Source organism: Pseudomonas sp. YQ_6 (assembly GCF_043103245.1).
GTDB lineage: Bacteria > Pseudomonadota > Gammaproteobacteria > Pseudomonadales > Pseudomonadaceae > Aquipseudomonas > Aquipseudomonas alloputida.
Genome location: NZ_JBICJR010000052.1, coordinates 96,145 through 113,090 on the forward strand (window position 1 = coordinate 96,145; position 16,946 = coordinate 113,090).

The following is a 16,946-nucleotide window of genomic DNA, read 5'->3' on the forward strand; positions in this document are numbered from 1 at the left end:
ATACCCAGCGTGGCCCAGATCCCCTCAAGCGCTCAATCTGGCCTGTGCCGCCAGCCGGCTGATCGCGCTGTCCAGTTCATCCAGAGCCTGCTGCGCCTGGGGGTTGTCCTGCTTCAGCAAGGTCTCGCTGCGTTGGCACGCTGCCCTTAACTGCGGCACGCCGCAATAGCGTGAGGCACCGTTCAGACGGTGTACCTGCTCGATCAGGCCATTGCGGTCATCGGCTGCGCGGGCGGCACGTATGGCTTCGCGGTCTGCATCCAGCGAGGCCAGCAGCATACTCAGCATGTCAGCCGCCAGATCTGCCTTGCCAGCGGCCAGGCGCAGGCCCTCTTCGGGGTCGAGTACCTTCAGTTCGTCGCCGTTGGTCAGCAGCTCGGTCTGCGCCTGCTGGGGTGTGCCCAGGCTCAGGCCGGTCCACTTCATCACCACCTGGGCCAGTTGCCGTTCGCTGATCGGTTTGGTCAGGTAGTCGTCCATGCCGCTGTGCAACAACGCGCGTTTTTCGTTGGCCATTGCATGGGCAGTGAGGGCGACGATCGGCAGCGGGTTGCCGCTCTGGGTGTTTTCCCACAGGCGGATCTGTTCAGTACAGGCGCGGCCGTCCATGCCGGGCATCTGCACATCCATCAGCACCAGGTCGAACAACTCGTCCTGCACGGCCTGTACCGCCGCATAACCATTGTTGACGGCCAGTACCTCGGCACCCAAGTCTTCGAGCAGGGTTTTTACCAGCAGCAGGTTGGCGGCATTGTCGTCGACGCAGAGTATTTTCGGTCGTCGCTGGCCGTTGGCGTTGCTCACCTCGGCCAGCGGACGGCGAGGTTGTACCAGCTCCAGCAAGAGGCGCCGCAGCTTGCGGGTGCAGGTCGGCTTGGACAGCAACTGGCCATGGCCGTTGGGCAGGTACGGGTGGTACAGCGCCTGCTCGGTGGTCGGGCATAGCACCACGCATTGGCAGTGGTAACGCTCGAGCTGCTGATGATAATGGCCCAGTTGCTCGGGCGACAGGTTACCCAGGTTGGCCCCGAGCACCGCGAACTCGAAGGGCAGGCCGGCCTGGCTGGCGGCCTGCACCCCCTGCAGCAACTGGTCGTAGGTGGCGAACAGGCTCACGCTGAGGCCGCAGTCTTCCAGCTGGTGCTCCAGTGCCTGGCGCGCCAGTTCGTGGCCATCGACAATGGCGGCACGGCGGCCCAGCAATGGCTGCGGTGGCAGCGCTTCGGCATCGTCATGAGCCTTGGGCAGGTTGAGGCTGATCCAGAACTGCGAACCTTCGCCTGGGGTACTGTCGACGCCGATCTCGCCGCCCATCTGTTCGATCAGGCGCTTGGAAATCACCAGCCCCAGACCGGTGCCACCGGGCTGGCGGGCCAGTGAGTTGTCAGCCTGGCTGAAGGCCTGGAACAGTGTGCGCACATCCTGTGGTGACAGGCCGATGCCGGTGTCCTGCACGCTGATGCGCAACTGCGCGCAGTCTTCGTGCTCGTCTTCCAGCATGGCGCGTACGACGATGGTGCCTTCGCGGGTGAACTTGATGGCGTTGCTGACCAGGTTGGTGAGGATCTGCTTGAGCCGCAACGGGTCGCCCACCAGCGAAGCAGGCGTGTCGCGGTAGATCAGGCTCAGCAATTCCAGCTGCTTGGCGTGGGCGGCCGGAGCGAGGATGGTCAGGGTGTCCTGGATCAGGTCCCGCAGGTTGAACGGTATGCTGTCGAGCACCAGCTTGCCGGCCTCGATCTTGGAGAAATCGAGGATCTCGTTGATGATTCCCAGCAGGTTGTCAGCAGACTTCTCGATGGTGTTCAGGTAGTCGAGCTGGCGCGGTGTCATCTCGCTTTTTTGCAGCAGGTGGGTAAAGCCGAGGATGCCGTTGAGCGGGGTGCGGATTTCGTGGCTCATGTTGGCCAGGAACTCCGACTTGATGCGGCTGGCCTCAAGGGCCTCTTTGCGCGCCATGTCCAACTCGATGTTCTGGATTTCGATGGTTTCCAGGTTCTGGCGCACGTCTTCGGTGGCCTGGTCGATGCTGTGTTGCAGTTCTTCGTGGGCGTTCTGCAGGGTTTCGGCCATGCGGTTGATGCCATGGGCCAGTTCGTCCAGCTCATGGCTGCCCATGGTCGGCAGGCGTTCTTCGAGGTGGCCATCCTTGAGCTGATTGACCGCGTGCTTGATGCGTTCGATGGGGTCGTTGATGGTGCGGCTCATGCGCAGCGCCAACAGGCCGCTGAGTGCCAGGCAGGCGAGGATCAGCAACAGGCTGGTGAACAGGTTGCGGTAGCCGCGCAGCAGCGTACCGTCGTGCGACAGTTCGATCTCTACCCAGCCCAGCAGGCGCTCGGCTTCGGCCGGCACGGCGTCGGTGGCCAGGTCGCGGTGGTGGCCGAACACTGGCATCAGGTAGCGGGTGGCGTCGTTGCCACTGCGCTGCAGGAGTTGGGTGCCGGTACCGCCGCTGGGGGGCAGGTTGAGCATGCTTGGGCCGGCGTGGGCCAGGCGCGTGCGGTCCGGGGCCAGAAACGCCACTGCGCGCACATCGGCCTGCTCCAGGGTTTGTGCGGCAATTCTCTCCAGTTGCGCAGGCGCGAGCCGGGCCATGGCGGGTGCGGCCAGGGGCGCCAGTTGTTCGGCGATCATCTTGCCGCGCTGCAGCAGCTGGGTGCGCAGGTCGTTCTGTTGCAGCCAGGTGAAATAGCTACCCAGCACCAGGGCCATCAAGCCGGCCGGTAGCAGTGCCAGCAGCAGTACCCGGCTGCGGATTCCCAAGCGATCGAGCACACTCGCCTCCTCTGATGTGCCTGGATGCCGTCAAGTGGTAACGGCCAAGCCGCGAAGTTACTCCGCCTGCCGCACCATTGCATCTCTTTAGTACGTGTTATGCGCCGTTGCCGGGCATTGGTTGCAGTGCGGTTGCCTGGCAGGTGGCGAATGCTCAATAATTACGTAATTGAGAATGCATGGCAGTTGCCAATGAATCCTGTATCTATTTACAACACCACCATCCTTGCCATCGAGGACGACCCGGTGCTTGGCGCCTATCTGCAGGAAGAGCTGCAGCGTGGCGGCTGCCAGGTCACCTGGTGCCGCAATGGCCTGGAGGGCCTGGAAACAGCTGGCCGCCAGGCTTTCGATGTGGTGCTCATGGACATCCTGCTGCCCGGGCTTGATGGGTTGGACGCCTTGGCGCAGTTGCGCAGGCACAGCGCCACCCCGGTGATCATGATGTCGGCGCTGGGGGCCGAGGCGGATCGTATCAGCGGCTTTCAGCGCGGTGCCGACGATTACCTGCCCAAGCCATTCAGCATGGCCGAGTTGCAGGTGCGCATCGAGGCGATTCTGCGCCGCGTGGCCCTGGAGCGGCGGCATCAGGGCCCGCTGGAGCAAGCCGGCTGCGGCGAGCTGCAGTTCGATGAGGGGCTGTGTGACGTGCGCCTGAATAGCCGTCTGGCAGGCCTGACCCCCAGCGAATACCGCCTGCTGGACATCCTCAACCGCAACCTCGACGAAGTCCTCAGCAAGCCATTCCTGTACCAGCACGTGTTGCAGCGCGGCTATTCACGGCATGACCGCAGCCTGGACATGCACGTCAGCCAGATCCGTCGCAAGCTCAAGGGTATCGGTTATCACGAACGGCAGATCCGCACCGTGTGGGGCAAGGGTTACGTGCTCAGTGCCAGCGAGGCGGAGTGAACCATGCTCGACCGCCATTCGCTGTTCTGGAAGCTGGCCATCTTGCTGGTGGGCTTCTGCCTGCTGATGATCGGCCTCAGTTATACCTGGGGCCGGCACATGGAAACCCAGAATGCCTTCCTCTCGGAGCCGGCACGGCAGACCTTGCGGGGTTATGCCGCCGAAGCTGAGCAGGCCTGGCGCAGTGGCGGGCGGTCAGGGCTGGACCAGTGGGTGGCGGCCATGCATCAGCGCGAACGGGGCTGGGTCGGCGTGCTCGACATCAACCTGCGCCCGCTCGACAGCGCCACCCTCAACCCACAGATCATGCAGCGTCTGACACGCCTGCGCGGTGTCGATTGGCCGATGAGCCGGCGCAGCGTCGACCAGCCGTGGGTGCGCATACCGTTCCCGGGGGCGCCGGAGCAGGGCATGCTGGTGATCGAACTGCCGCAGCGCTTCAATCCGGGGCAGCACCGCTTGCTGTGGCGCATTGTCACCAACGGCATCATCCCGGGGCTGTTCACCTTGCTGTTGTGTGTAGGCCTGTACCGCATGCTGATCGTGCCGCTGAATCAACTTCGCGAGCAGGCCAATGCCTGGCGGGCCGATCAGTTGTCGGCCCGGCTGGACTCGCGCACCATCGCCCGGCATGACGAGCTGGGCGAACTGGCGCGTGCCTTTGACCAGATGGCCGAGCGGCTGCAAGGCACGGTAGCCATGCAGCAGCAGTTGCTGCGCGACCTGTCCCACGAAATGCGTACGCCGCTGAGCCGGTTGCGGGTGGCCTGCGATGGTGAAACCGACCTGCAGCGTTTGCGTGACCGCCTGATCCGTGAAGTGGACTGCATGCAGCAACTGGTCGAAGACACCCTGCAACTGGCCTGGCAGGACGCCGAGCGTGCGCCGATGAACCTTGAGCCGATCGAGGTCCACGCCTTGTGGGAGTTGCTGGCCGAAAATGCCAGCTACGAGAGCGGCTGGTCGCCTGCGCAACTGCGCTGCGAAGTACCGGCCGACTGCTGGGTGCAGGGCAACCTCAACCACCTGGCTCAGGCGCTGGAGAACATCTTGCGCAATGCCATTCGCCACTCGCCGGCCGAGGGGGTGGTGCGGTTGGGTGGGCAGCGGGAGGGTAGCTATTGGTGGTTGTGGCTTGAGGATGAGGGTGGCGGTGTCGCTGAAGAAGACCTGGAACGGATCTTCGCGCCGTTCTCGCGGTTGGACGGTTCGCGGCCCGGGGATGGTGGCTTCGGCCTGGGGCTGAGCATCGCCCGCAGTGCCATCCAGCGCCAGGGCGGCACCTTGTGGGCGCAGAATGGCAAACGCGGGTTGCGCTTGTGGATGAGGTTGCCGTTGCATGTGCCGGCCGCTTCGCGGGTAAACCCGCTCCTACAGGCTAGCGAATCCCCGTAGGAGCGGGTTTACCCGCGAAGAGGCCAGCACATGTCACACCGTTATAGCTTGTAGCTATATGCACTACAGATTGCGTGATATGGCCGCGAAGGGTTTGCCGGTATGATAGGCACCCCCGCCGTCCGGATTGCGAAATACGCCATGACCTTGCAGTACCCAACCATCGCCGATTGCGTCGGCAATACGCCACTGGTTCGCCTGCAGCGCATCGCTGGCGACACCAGCAATACCCTCCTGCTCAAGCTCGAAGGTAACAATCCTGCCGGCTCGGTGAAAGACCGCCCGGCGCTGTCGATGATCGCTCGCGCCGAACTGCGGGGCCAGATCAAGCCAGGCGATACCCTGATCGAAGCCACCTCCGGCAACACCGGCATCGCCCTGGCGATGGCGGCGGCGATCAAGGGCTACAAGATGATCCTGATCATGCCCGACAACTCCACCGCCGAGCGCAAGGCCGCCATGACGGCCTATGGCGCCGAGCTGATCCTGGTGACCAAGGAGGAGGGTATGGAGGGCGCCCGTGACCTGGCCGAGAAGCTGCAGGCCGAAGGCCGTGGCCTGGTGCTCGACCAGTTCGCCAACGGCGACAACCCGATCGCCCACTACAACAGCACCGGCCCGGAAATCTGGCAGCAGACTCAGGGCACCATTACCCATTTCGTCAGCTCCATGGGGACCACTGGTACCATCATGGGCTGCTCGCAGTACCTCAAGGAACAAAACCCCGCGGTGCAGATCATCGGCCTGCAACCGATGGAAGGCTCGGCTATTCCGGGCATTCGCCGCTGGCCCGAGGAATACCTGCCGAAAATCTTCGACGCCACCCGCGTCGACCGCGTGGTCGACATGTCGCAGCAGGAAGCCGAAGACACCACCCGTCGCCTTGCGCGTGAAGAGGGCATTTTCTGCGGCGTGTCTTCTGGTGGTGCGGTCGCGGCCATGTTGCGTCTGTCCCGCGAAGTGGAAAATGCCGTAATGGTCGCGATCATTTGCGACCGCGGCGACCGTTATCTGTCCACCGGCCTGTTTGATCCACGCTAAATGTCCAAGAAAAAAAGCAACAGCGGCCTGCGCTTCCAGCCGGCCGGCGGCAATCGCACCCCGCAGGTCCCAGTGGGCAAGAAGCAGCGCCTGGACATCGAGCGCCTGGCCGGTGACGGCCGTGGCATCGCCTTCCTCGACGGGCGTACCTGGTTCGTCAGCGGCGCCTTGGCCGGTGAGGCCGTGGAGGCGCGGGTGCTCAACGCCCGTGGCAAAGTGGTCGAGGCCCGCCTGGAGCGGTTGCTGCAGGCCGGCCCCGAGCGCCGCGAGGCGCCGTGTCGCTACTACGACCGCTGCGGTGGCTGCAACCTGCAGCACCTGCCGCACGACGCGCAACTGGCGCTGAAGCAGCGCACCCTCGCCGAGCAGCTGCAGCGGGTGGCCGGTGTGCAACCCGAGGCGTGGGCCGCCCCCCTGAGCGGGCCGGAATTCGGCTACCGGCGCCGCGCCCGTGTGGCCGTGCGCTGGGACGTCAAGGCGCGTCAGCTGGAGGTGGGTTTGCGCGCCGAAGCCAGCCAGGACATCATTGCCATCGACGATTGTGCAGTGCTGGTACAACCCTTGCAGTCCATTTTGCGCCACTTGCCGACTGTGCTGCGTTCGTTGAGCAAGCCGCAGGCGCTGGGCCATGTAGAGCTGTTCAGTGGCACCGCCGAGGCGGTTCTGGTGCGCCACGTCGCGCCATTGCCGGCGGAGGACCAAGCCAGGCTGCAAGCGTTCTGCGAGCAGGCCAACGCCCAGCTGTGGCTGCAAGGCGAGGGTGAGCCGGCGCCAGTGGACCCAGCGGCGCAGTTGGGCTTTGCCCTGGCACCCTGGCAGCTGGAGCTGGCCTGGCGCCCGGGCGATTTCGTGCAGGTGAATGCCCAGGTCAATACGGCGATGATCGAGCAGGCCCTGGCCTGGCTCGCGCCACAAGCCGACGAGCGTGTGCTGGACTTGTTCTGCGGTCTGGGCAACTTTGCCCTGCCGCTGGCCCGCCAGGCGCGTGAAGTGGTGGCAGTGGAAGGTGTACAGGCCATGGTCGATCGGGCCGCGGCCAATGCCCGGAACAACAATGTGCATAACGCACGGTTTTTTCAGGCCGATTTATCGCAGCCTTTGGCAGGCACCGGATGGGCCGCCGAGGGCTTTTCTGCGGTACTCTTGGATCCACCGCGCGACGGTGCTTTCGAGGTGGTGCAAGGCATCGCCCGCCTCAAGGCCAGCAGGCTGGTCTACGTATCGTGCAACCCGGCCACGCTGGCGAGAGACGCCCAAGTGCTGGTCGGCCAGGGGTACCGGTTAAAAAGGGCCGGGATTCTCGACATGTTTCCTCAGACGGCGCATGTCGAGGCCATGGCGTTATTCGAAGCGGGCTAGCTGACTGGCCCCTTGGTGCGGTTGCCACGGAAGGGCGGCCGCACGGTGATCGCCAGCACACCGGTATGGTGTGCTGCATGGAAAGGTAAAACAAAGATGGTACAGGTGAGAGTGCACCAGCCGGTCAACACCGACGGCAGTATCAATCTCGAAGCATGGTTGGACCATGTGGTAAGCGTCGATTCGGCACTGGATCGCGCAGCGCTGAAAGAAGCCTGCGAGTTTGCTCTTGAGGTAGAGAAAAAGGGCAACCCGGCCAAGCATTCCTGGGCGGATGGCACGTCCAGCTTCCAGGCAGGCCTGGAAATCGCCGAAATTCTGGCTGACCTCAAGCTCGACCAGGACTCTCTGGTGGCTGCGGTCATCTACCGCTCGGTGCGCGAGGGCAAGGTCACCCTCGCCGAGGTCAGCCAGCGTTTTGGCCCGGTGGTGTCCAAGCTGATCGACGGCGTGCTGCGCATGGCCGCCATCAGTGCCAGCCTCAGCCCACGACAGTCGCTGGTGCTGGGCTCACAGGCGCAGGTCGAGAACCTGCGCAAGATGCTGGTGGCCATGGTCGACGACGTGCGTGTGGCGCTGATCAAGCTGGCCGAACGCACGTGCGCAATCCGGGCGGTCAAGTCCGCCGATGACGAGAAACGCCTGCGTGTCGCGCGTGAAGTGTTCGACATCTACGCGCCGCTCGCGCACCGCCTGGGTATCGGTCACATCAAGTGGGAGCTGGAAGACCTGTCCTTCCGCTATCTGGAGCCCGACCAGTACAAGCAGATCGCCAAGCTGTTGCATGAGCGGCGGCTGGACCGCGAGCGCTTCATCAGCGACGTGATGAACCAGTTGCAGAACGAGTTGCTCGCCACTGGCGTAAATGCCGACATCAGCGGTCGGGCGAAACATATCTATTCGATCTGGCGCAAGATGCAGCGCAAAGGCCTGGAGTTCAGCCAGATCTATGACGTGCGTGCGGTACGCGTGCTGGTGCCGGAAATCCGCGACTGCTACACCGCGCTGGGCATCGTGCACACCTTGTGGCGGCATATTCCCAAGGAGTTCGACGACTACATCGCCAACCCCAAGGAGAACGGCTACCGCTCGTTGCACACTGCGGTAATCGGCCCCGAGGGTAAGGTGCTGGAGGTGCAGATCCGCACCCACGGCATGCACGAAGAGGCCGAACTTGGCGTATGCGCCCACTGGCGCTACAAGGGCACCGACGTCAAGCCCAGCTCCAACCACTACGAAGAGAAGATTTCCTGGTTGCGCCAGGTGCTGGAATGGCACGAAGAGCTGGGCGACATCGGTGGCCTGGCCGAGCAGTTGCGGGTCGACATCGAGCCTGACCGGGTTTATGTGTTCACCCCCGACGGCCACGCCATCGACCTGCCCAAAGGCGCCACGCCACTGGACTTTGCCTACCGCGTGCATACCGAGATCGGCCACAACTGCCGCGGCGCGAAGATCAACGGCCGTATCGTGCCGCTGAACTACAGCCTGCAGACTGGCGAGCAGGTGGAGATCATCACCAGCAAGCACGGCAACCCCAGCCGCGACTGGTTGAACTCCAACCTGGGCTACGTGACCACCTCGCGGGCGCGGGCCAAGATCGTCCACTGGTTCAAATTGCAGGCCCGCGACCAGAACGTTGCTGCCGGCAAGACCTTGCTTGAGCGCGAGCTCAGTCGTCTGGGCCTGCCGCAGGTTGATTTCGAACGCCTGGCCGAGAAGACCAACGTCAAGACCGCCGAGGACATGTTTGCCGCGCTCGGTGCTGGCGACTTGCGCCTGGCTCATCTGGTCAACGCTGCCCAGCAGTTGCTTGAGCCCGAGCGTATCGAGCAGATCGAACTGGTGCCGCGCAAGCCTACCGGGCCGCGTACCGGCAAGCGTGGCGACATTCAGATCCAGGGGGTCGGCAACCTGCTGACACAGATGGCCGGCTGCTGCCAGCCGCTACCGGGCGATGCCATTGTCGGTTACATCACCCAGGGCCGGGGCGTGAGCATTCATCGCCAGGACTGCGCCTCGGTATTGCAGCTGGCGGGCAAGGAGCCAGAGCGCATGATCCAGGTGAGCTGGGGGCCGATCCCGGTGCAGACCTACCCGGTCGACATCGTCATCCGTGCCTACGACCGCCCGGGGTTGCTGCGCGATGTGTCGCAGGTGCTGCTGAACGAGAAGATCAACGTGCTGGCGGTGAACACCCGTTCGAACAAGGAAGACAACACCGCGCTGATGTCGCTGACCATCGAGATTCCAGGCCTGGACGCGCTGGGGCGCCTGCTGGGGCGGATCTCGCAGTTGCCGAACATCATCGAGACGCGGCGTAATCGTACCCCTTGAGACCGGGGCGTCTGCTTCGCGGGTAAACCCGCTCCTACAGGTAAGGTGCAGATTTCGAAAGCTGCACCCATCCTGTGGGAGCGGGTTTACCCGCGAAGAAGGCGCCACCGAAAGGACCTGATTGAATGACCTACACCCTTGACGACCTGCTGCACCTCATGGCCCGCCTGCGCGACCCGCAGTACGGCTGCCCGTGGGACCTGAAGCAGAACTACGCCAGCATCGTCCCACACACTATCGAAGAGGCCTACGAGGTCGCTGACACCATTGAGCGCGGCGATTTCGAGCACTTGCAAGGTGAGTTGGGCGATTTGCTGTTCCAGGTGGTCTACTACAGCCAGCTGGCCCGCGAAGAAGGGCGTTTCGAGTTCGATGGCGTGGTCGACAGCATCACCCGCAAGCTCATCCGCCGCCACCCGCACGTTTTTCCGACTGGCGAGCTGTACGCGCCGCTGGACACGCCCAGCCTGAGCGAAGCCCAGGTCAAGTCGCGCTGGGAAGAAATCAAGGCCGAAGAGCGTGCGGAGAAGAGCCAGCCCGAACAACTGTCGCTGCTTGATGACGTGCCAGCAACCTTGCCGGCACTATCGCGGGCAGCCAAACTGCAAAAACGCGCGGCCACGGTCGGTTTCGACTGGCCGGCGGCGTTGCCGGTGCTGGACAAGGTCCGCGAAGAGCTGGATGAAGTGCTGCAGGCCATGGCCGACGGCGACGCCGATGCGCTGGAAGATGAAGTCGGCGACTTGCTGTTTGCTGCGGTCAACCTGGCCCGCCACCTCAAGCAAGACCCAGAGCATGCGCTGCGCCGCGCCAATCGCAAGTTCGAACGACGTTTCCGTTTTATCGAACAGGCATTGCGCGACAGTGGCCGCCCCATTGAAGATTGTGACCTTGACGAGCTGGATGCCCTTTGGGGGGAAGCCAAACGTCAGGAAAAGAACCTGCCCAGCTGCGGCTGAGCTGTTGCATAAGTGAGTGAATATTCATGAGCCTTTCCCTTCGCGACCAATTGCTCAAAGCCGGTCTGGTCAACCAGAAACAGGTCTCGCAGACCAACAAAGCTGAAAAGAAACAGAAGCGCATGGAGCACAAAGGCCAGGTCGAAGTCGACGACAGCCAGCAGCGCATGGCCAAGGAGGCCATGGCTGAAAAAGCCAGGCGTGACCAGGAACTGAACCGCCAGCAGCAGGAAAAGGCCGAGCAGAAGGCCCGTGCCGCGCAGGTCAAGCAACTGATCGAAGCCACTCGCCTGCCCAAGCTGAGCACCGAGGATTACTACAACTTCGTCGACGACAAGAAGGTCAAGCGTATTGCCGTCAACGCCCTGATGCGTACCAAGCTGAGCAACGGCGCGCTGGCCGTGGTAGCCCATGCCGGTGGTTACGAGGTTATCCCTCGTGAGGCCGCCTTGAAGATCCAGGAGCGCGACCCTGGCCGTATTCTGCTGCTCAACAGCCATGTCGAGGAAACGGACGAAGACGACCCGTACGCGGCTTACAAGATCCCTGATGACCTGATGTGGTAAACACTAAAACCCCGCCTTGGCGTTAATGCGGTTTATTCAAGATCGCAGGGCCGCTCTGCGGCCCTTTCGCGACACGCGCGTTCTCAAGAAGACGCTGGCCTTGCGTCGCGAAAGGGTTCGCCGCTCACCGAACCGGCGCAGTTAGTCACTTGCACTCTCGTCTTGGTTCCATCCGTTCGTCGGACATTTCTTAGGTTTCCGGCACAACGGCTAGCCTCCAGCTTAGCGTCAGGGATAGCGCTGAACATTCGGTCCAGGAAGGGCCCGTACGCCTCGTCGTCCCGACGCTTTATCTGCTGAGGAGACGACAATGAAAATAACCCTGAAACGGTTGGCGTGCCTGGGTGCGAGCTTCACCAGTGCTTTCGCCATGGCCGATGCGGCCAGCCCGCCGGTGCTGTCACCTGCGATTCCCTTCGATGTCACCGCCAATCCCCCCTTCACCCTGGACAACCTGCAACACGATTTCGACGTGCTGTCGTGGCAAACCTTCGTCGCCCTGAACTGGCCCGCCAACGCCGACGGCAGTGCCAACACCTCGGCGAAGATCGGCGCGCCCGGCAAGACGGTGTGGGAGTCGTGGAAAGAAAGCTACGAGATTTTCCTGCCCAAGGGTCAGAAACCCGTCGCCTGGGACCAGCAGGCGCCCGTGCCCGAGGCCTGCCAAGGCAAGGGTGACTTGCCGGTGTTGCAACAGATGGGCAAGGTCGCCGGGGTACTCGATGAGTTCATCCAGCCGTTCAAGACCGGCCCGCTGGTCGACCAAAGCGGCACCTACACGCGCAACGCGATCATGGTCAACCAGCCGATGTTCGATGACATCGTCAACAATGGCCTGTACAGCAAGGAAGGCCAGCAGGCGTTCCTGAGCAAGGCCGACAACCGCATCGCTTTCGCCTGCGGTTCGCAGAAGGCCCAGCAGGTCGGCGCGATCATGGTCAAGTCGGCCTGGAAAGTGCTCGATGGCAGCGACAACCCGCAGGAGTTCCACGCCGTCGACGCGCTGGTCTACACCCCCGGCAACGCCGACCCGAACAAGGGGGCGGTGATCCCCGAATCGTGCAATGCGCAGAAGGTCGGGCTGGTAGGCCTGCACATCGTGCACAAGACCGAGGGCGCTCCGCAGTGGGTATGGTCGACGTTCGAGCACGTGCGCAACGTGCCGGAAAAGACCACGCCAATGAACGAGCGCAAGGGGCCCTACCTGTTCTACGACGCCCAGGCCAGCGACCGCCCGGTGAACGAGCCGCCCGCGCAACCCTGGGACCCGTCGAAGAAGGCCATCCCTTCGCAGATCGTGCGTGAAATTCCCATCACCGCCGCCACCCAACAGCTCAACGCGCAGTGGCAAGGCGCGCTCAAGGGCACGGTGTGGGCCAACTACCACCTGATCAGCACCCAGTGGCCCACCGACCCGGCCGATGATTGCCAGGTGCCGTCGCCGACCAACCCGCTAGGTACGCCTGCGCCGAACTTCCTGGCCAACGCCACCCTGGAGACCTACAACCAGGGCACCACCCCGCAGGCCTCGTCCAGCTGCATGGAGTGCCACAACAACGCGACCACCCGCGTGACCCAGTCACCACGCACCAGCTTCGCCGATTTCACTTTCCTGCTTGAACGTGCCCAATCCACAGGCGCCAAGGAGTGATGCCATGAGCGACCAGAACCTGCAAAACTTCATCGGCTTGTCCGCCGTGCTCACTGGCCTGTCGGCCAAGCTGCTGGCGCCTTCCGTCGACCCGATCAACCTGCCGCCGGTGTTCTTCGCCACTGCCCAGCAAGGCATGGGCCTCGAGGCGTTCAGCAGCCTGCTGGAGCTGTACGCCAGCATCCAGAGCCAACCGCCCGCGCAAATCGCCAGCGCCGTGCTCGATAACGCGAACCCACAAATTGCCCAGGGCGCCCGCTCGATCATGAAGCTGTGGTTGCTCGGCAGTTGGTACCAACCCTATGACCTGGGCAGCGCCCGCACAGGTGACACGCGTGTGGTCTCCGACCAGGCCTACAAGGAGAGCTGGGCATGGAAGATCGCCCAATCTCACCCTATGGGCTACAGCCAGTTCCACTTCGGATACTGGGGTGAGCAGCCACCGACCCTCAAGCAATTCACCGGTGTCGACGCCAAGGAAGGGCAGCAGCCATGAGCAATGTACAAACCCAGAACATCGAAACCGCTGATGTGATCGTGGTGGGGGCCGGTATGGCCGGCAGTGTCATGGCCTACCAGTTGGGCCTGGCCGGGTTGAAAGTGCTGGTGCTCGAGTCGGGCCCGGCCATTCCACCGAATCGCAGCGAGTACCTGGAGCGCTTCTACACCGCGGTGCTCAAGGCGCCCGAGTCGCCGTACCCACCTGAGCAGAGCGAGCAGACCCCGGCCACGCAGTTCGCGCCACGGGCGACCATCCAGGACCTGATCACCGCAGGTAGCCAAGACCCGAACAAGGCGCAGAAAAGCTACCTGGTGCAGAAGGGGCCGCACCTGTTCGCCAGCACCTACGAGCGGGTAGGCGGCGGCACCATGTGGCACTGGATGGGCACGGCCCTGCGCCTGTTGCCCAACGACTTTCGCATGCGCACTGCCTACAACGTCGGGGTCGACTGGCCGCTCAGTTACGACGACCTGCAGACCGCCTACTGCCGCGCCGAGGAGGAGATGGGCGTGTCCGCCGATGTCGCCTCGCAGACCTACCTGGGCGTGACCTTTCCGCAGGGCTACAAATACAGCATGCATGGCATCCCGCCGTCGCTGGTCGACCAAGGCCTGGGCAACCACGTCACGGGCACCGTGTACCAAAGCCCGGAGAAGGGGCCCGACGGCAAGCCGTACCCAGGTGTCACCCTTAACGTCCGGCAGACCCCGGCCGGGCGCAACTCGCAGAATGATAACGGCCGCCGGGTGTGCGCAGGCAACACCAGCTGCACGCCGATCTGCCCGATCCAGGCCAAGTACGACGCCACCGTGACCATGGCCAAGGCACTGGATACCGGCAACGTGCGCATCCTTTACCAGACTGTGGCGAGCCAGGTGCAGGTCGATGCCAATGGGGTCACGGGCATCGATTTCATCCAGTACCAGAACAACGGTACGCGCCAGAACGGCACGGCCCAGGGCAAACGCTACGTGATCGCCGCCCACGCGATCGAAACGCCGAAGCTGTTGCTCAACTCCATCGGCCCGAACAGCCCTAAAGGGGTTGCCAACAGCAGCGGCCAGGTCGGCCAGGCATTGGCTGACCACCCGGTGTACCTGGCCTGGGGCCTGATGCCCGAAGGCAAGCCGCTGTTCCCGTTCCGGGGGCCGTTGTCCACCTCGGGGATCGAGGACATGCGCGATGGCCCGTTCCGCAGCCAGCGTGCCGCCTGGCGTATCGAAATCGGCAACGAGGGCTGGAACTGGTCGGTGAACGACCCCTACACCTCGGTCTGCGATTTCATCGACGGCACCAACCACGGCGGCGCTAACCCCAGCAAGCTGGCGTTGTCTGGCCAGGCGCTGGTGCAGCAGCTGAACAGCGTGCTGACCCGCCAATTCCGTCTGGGCTTCTTGGTCGAGCAGGTGGAAAAAGACCCCGACAAAGCGCTGTGCCGGGTGGAGAGGAGCACGGAGTTCACCGACGGCCTGGGCCTGCCTCGGCCACAGATCACCTACGAACTGTCCGACTACACCAAGGAGGGTTTCAAGCAGGCGCGCCTGGCCGCCACGCACATCATCACCGAGCTGATGGGCGCCACCGAGCTGACCGACCTGAACCCTAAGCTCGAGCCCGGCTCGCAAACGGTGTTCGAGTACGACGGCCAGAACTACGCGTTCTACGGCGCAGGCCACCTGATGGGCACCTACCGCATGGGCTCGGACCGTACCAGGTCGGTGGTGGACAAGGACCAGCGCAGCTGGGACCACCCCAACCTGTTCCTGGTCGGCGACGGCGTGTTCCCCACTACCGGCACCGCCAACCCGACCTTGACCATCACTGCGTTGACGTTCCAGGCCGCCGACGTGGTGGCCAGCGACCTGCTCAAACGCACCGTGCAGGTGCAGGCCAACCAGGCATGGCAGGGCACGGGTATGCAGGTCAATGGGCAGAGCTGGCAGTTGGCGGTATGCACGGGCGGGCAGTGGACGGCGAACCCGGCCACCGGCATGGTTGGCGCGGCAGGCAACCCAAGGTTGATCGCCAAGCCCGGCTATGCCTTGCCTGGTCAACCGGAAGGGGCGTTGATCGGGCGTATCGGTAACAGCGGCGTGCCGTTCCTGGTCGGCGATCAGGTGCAATTGCCGCGCGGCCAGCAAGGTGAGTTGCAGCTGTGCATCAATGACGACCTGGACGGGCGTTACGGGGCTGGCCTGAGCGATAACCTGGGCAGCCTGTCGGTAGAGGTGCGTTTCGGGGCGGTGTAGGCCCTGACATGGCAACCCCACAATGCTCCGGCAATGCCGCAGTATTGTGGGGTTGCTCACTCAGCCCTGGTGAGTCAGGGGTTCGCCGCAATGGGCAGGGTCATTGTGTGGCGCGCTGGTTTTCCAGGTCTTCAAGCTCAACGCGGTATTGGTGTGCTTCGTGTTCGTTATGGAACATGCCCACCAGTTGACCTTGTTGGTACACATCCCAGATCCGCACGCCAGCGGCCAGGCCTTCGTGGGACATTCTCGATTCGTCGCGTTCGGTTACTTGGACAGTCATCGGTAAACTCCACTTCTTCAAGATGGCTGCGACAGTGTGTCGCACGTCTTCTTTATAGAGTTTGTTAGCAGACTAAGTAAGTAAAACAGGCATGAAACAAGTTTCATGAAGCTCGAAGGGATGCTGCCCGGGGGGGGCTTCTTCGCAACAAAGAAAAGCCCCGCACAGGGCGGGGCTTCGGGTGTTGCAGGCGGTGCGCGATCAGTTGCCCTTCACCGGCTTGCCATCGACCGTGCCATCCTGCAGCACGATCACGTACTCCTTGCCATCGGTCTCTACCTGGCGCAGTTGCACCAGCAGGTAGTCCCAGTTCTTGGCAAACCACAGCTCGGTGATGCGCTTGCTCTGGCTGGGATCGCGCACGCGCTCGACCTTCACGGCATCGACCTGGCCGGTCTTGGTGGTGACCTTTTCGGTGCCCAGCACGCGGAAGTCGTAGGTGTCGATCTCGTCGCCGTCCACCACCTGGTAGGTCATGCTCTTCTTGCCTGCGGCCACGTCGTGCTGCAGGGCCAACTGGTAGGAGGACTTGTCCAGTACACCGCGGTTCAGTGGCAGGCTGACGGCATCGCCACGGTCGCTGCCGGTGATCTTCTTGGTGCTCCAGTCGAAGTCCAGGTCGACCTTCTTGGCCTTGCCCAGGCCGCCGCGCTCGAAGTGATACTTCTGCGGCAGCAGGGTGTCGTTTTCCAGGCGCAGGGTGCTTTGCTCGGTCAGGCTGGCGATCATCATGGAAGCCTTGAAGTTAAGGTCCCAGGTGCCGTTGGCATTTTTGACCAGGCTGCGCTCGGCGGTGCCGCTCATGGGCAGCTGCTTCCAGTCGGCGGTGTAGCTTGCCGAGAACGGCTTCAGATCAGCTGCCTGGAGGGGCAGGGCGAGCACGGCGAGAGCCAAGAGCAGGGCGCGACGCATAA

At 63.3% G+C, this 16,946-nt stretch carries 13 protein-coding genes; 10 read left to right on the top strand and 3 right to left on the bottom strand.

Annotated elements, in window-relative coordinates; translation table 11 throughout:
* Positions 1–24 precede the first annotated feature (24 nt).
* Positions 25–2,778 carry a response regulator gene (locus tag ACF8FG_RS17015; protein ID WP_135198673.1) on the bottom strand — a complete coding sequence of 918 codons (2,754 nt, stop codon included), beginning with the start codon at positions 2,776–2,778 and terminating at the stop codon, positions 25–27.
* A 192-nt stretch (positions 2,779–2,970) separates the two neighbouring features.
* Between ACF8FG_RS17015 and ACF8FG_RS17020 the strand changes: the two genes are divergently transcribed.
* The 10 genes from ACF8FG_RS17020 (at position 2,971) to ACF8FG_RS17065 (ending at position 15,749) form a co-directional block, all read left to right on the top strand.
* Positions 2,971–3,690, top strand: coding sequence for a response regulator transcription factor (locus ACF8FG_RS17020; protein WP_019436936.1), 720 nt, complete (start codon positions 2,971–2,973; stop codon positions 3,688–3,690).
* A 3-nt stretch (positions 3,691–3,693) separates the two neighbouring features.
* Complete coding sequence (locus ACF8FG_RS17025) at positions 3,694–5,085, top strand: cell wall metabolism sensor histidine kinase WalK (protein WP_014592111.1); 1,392 nt, start codon at positions 3,694–3,696, stop codon at positions 5,083–5,085.
* 141 nt (positions 5,086–5,226) lie between these two features.
* Positions 5,227–6,126: a cysteine synthase CysM gene (gene cysM, locus ACF8FG_RS17030; RefSeq protein ID WP_014592110.1), complete on the top strand. Its 900-nt coding sequence runs from the start codon at positions 5,227–5,229 to the stop codon at positions 6,124–6,126.
* Positions 6,127–7,485 (top strand): 23S rRNA (uracil(1939)-C(5))-methyltransferase RlmD, encoded by a 1,359-nt coding sequence (rlmD, locus tag ACF8FG_RS17035; protein ID WP_014592109.1) that lies wholly within the window; start codon positions 6,127–6,129, stop codon positions 7,483–7,485.
* 96 nt (positions 7,486–7,581) lie between these two features.
* On the top strand, positions 7,582–9,822 hold the full coding sequence (gene relA / locus ACF8FG_RS17040) for a GTP diphosphokinase (RefSeq protein WP_019436749.1): 2,241 nt from the start codon (positions 7,582–7,584) through the stop codon (positions 9,820–9,822).
* Positions 9,823–9,947: 125 nt separating this feature from the next.
* On the top strand, positions 9,948–10,781 hold the full coding sequence (gene mazG / locus ACF8FG_RS17045; protein WP_014592107.1) for a nucleoside triphosphate pyrophosphohydrolase: 834 nt from the start codon (positions 9,948–9,950) through the stop codon (positions 10,779–10,781).
* Between the two features lie 26 nt (positions 10,782–10,807).
* Positions 10,808–11,347, top strand: coding sequence for a DUF2058 domain-containing protein (locus ACF8FG_RS17050; RefSeq protein WP_003252424.1), 540 nt, complete (start codon positions 10,808–10,810; stop codon positions 11,345–11,347).
* Positions 11,348–11,657: 310 nt separating this feature from the next.
* Positions 11,658–12,998, top strand: coding sequence for a hypothetical protein (locus ACF8FG_RS17055; RefSeq protein ID WP_019436750.1), 1,341 nt, complete (start codon positions 11,658–11,660; stop codon positions 12,996–12,998).
* Positions 12,999–13,002: 4 nt separating this feature from the next.
* Entirely contained in the window at positions 13,003–13,494 is a 492-nt protein-coding gene (locus tag ACF8FG_RS17060) for a sorbitol dehydrogenase (RefSeq protein WP_014592105.1), read from the top strand.
* Entirely contained in the window at positions 13,491–15,749 is a 2,259-nt protein-coding gene (locus ACF8FG_RS17065; RefSeq protein WP_014592104.1) for a GMC oxidoreductase, read from the top strand. The genes ACF8FG_RS17060 and ACF8FG_RS17065 overlap by 4 nt, the downstream gene beginning before the upstream one ends.
* 100 nt (positions 15,750–15,849) lie before the next feature.
* Here ACF8FG_RS17065 and ACF8FG_RS17070 read toward each other — a convergent pair whose 3' ends face one another.
* Together ACF8FG_RS17070 and ACF8FG_RS17075 are read right to left on the bottom strand one after the other, a co-directional pair.
* Positions 15,850–16,032 carry a hypothetical protein gene (locus ACF8FG_RS17070; protein WP_003252431.1) on the bottom strand — a complete coding sequence of 61 codons (183 nt, stop codon included), beginning with the start codon at positions 16,030–16,032 and terminating at the stop codon, positions 15,850–15,852.
* A gap of 201 nt (positions 16,033–16,233) precedes the next feature.
* Entirely contained in the window at positions 16,234–16,944 is a 711-nt protein-coding gene (locus tag ACF8FG_RS17075) for a DUF3108 domain-containing protein (protein WP_010952720.1), read from the bottom strand.
* Between the last annotated feature and the right edge of the window lie 2 nt (positions 16,945–16,946).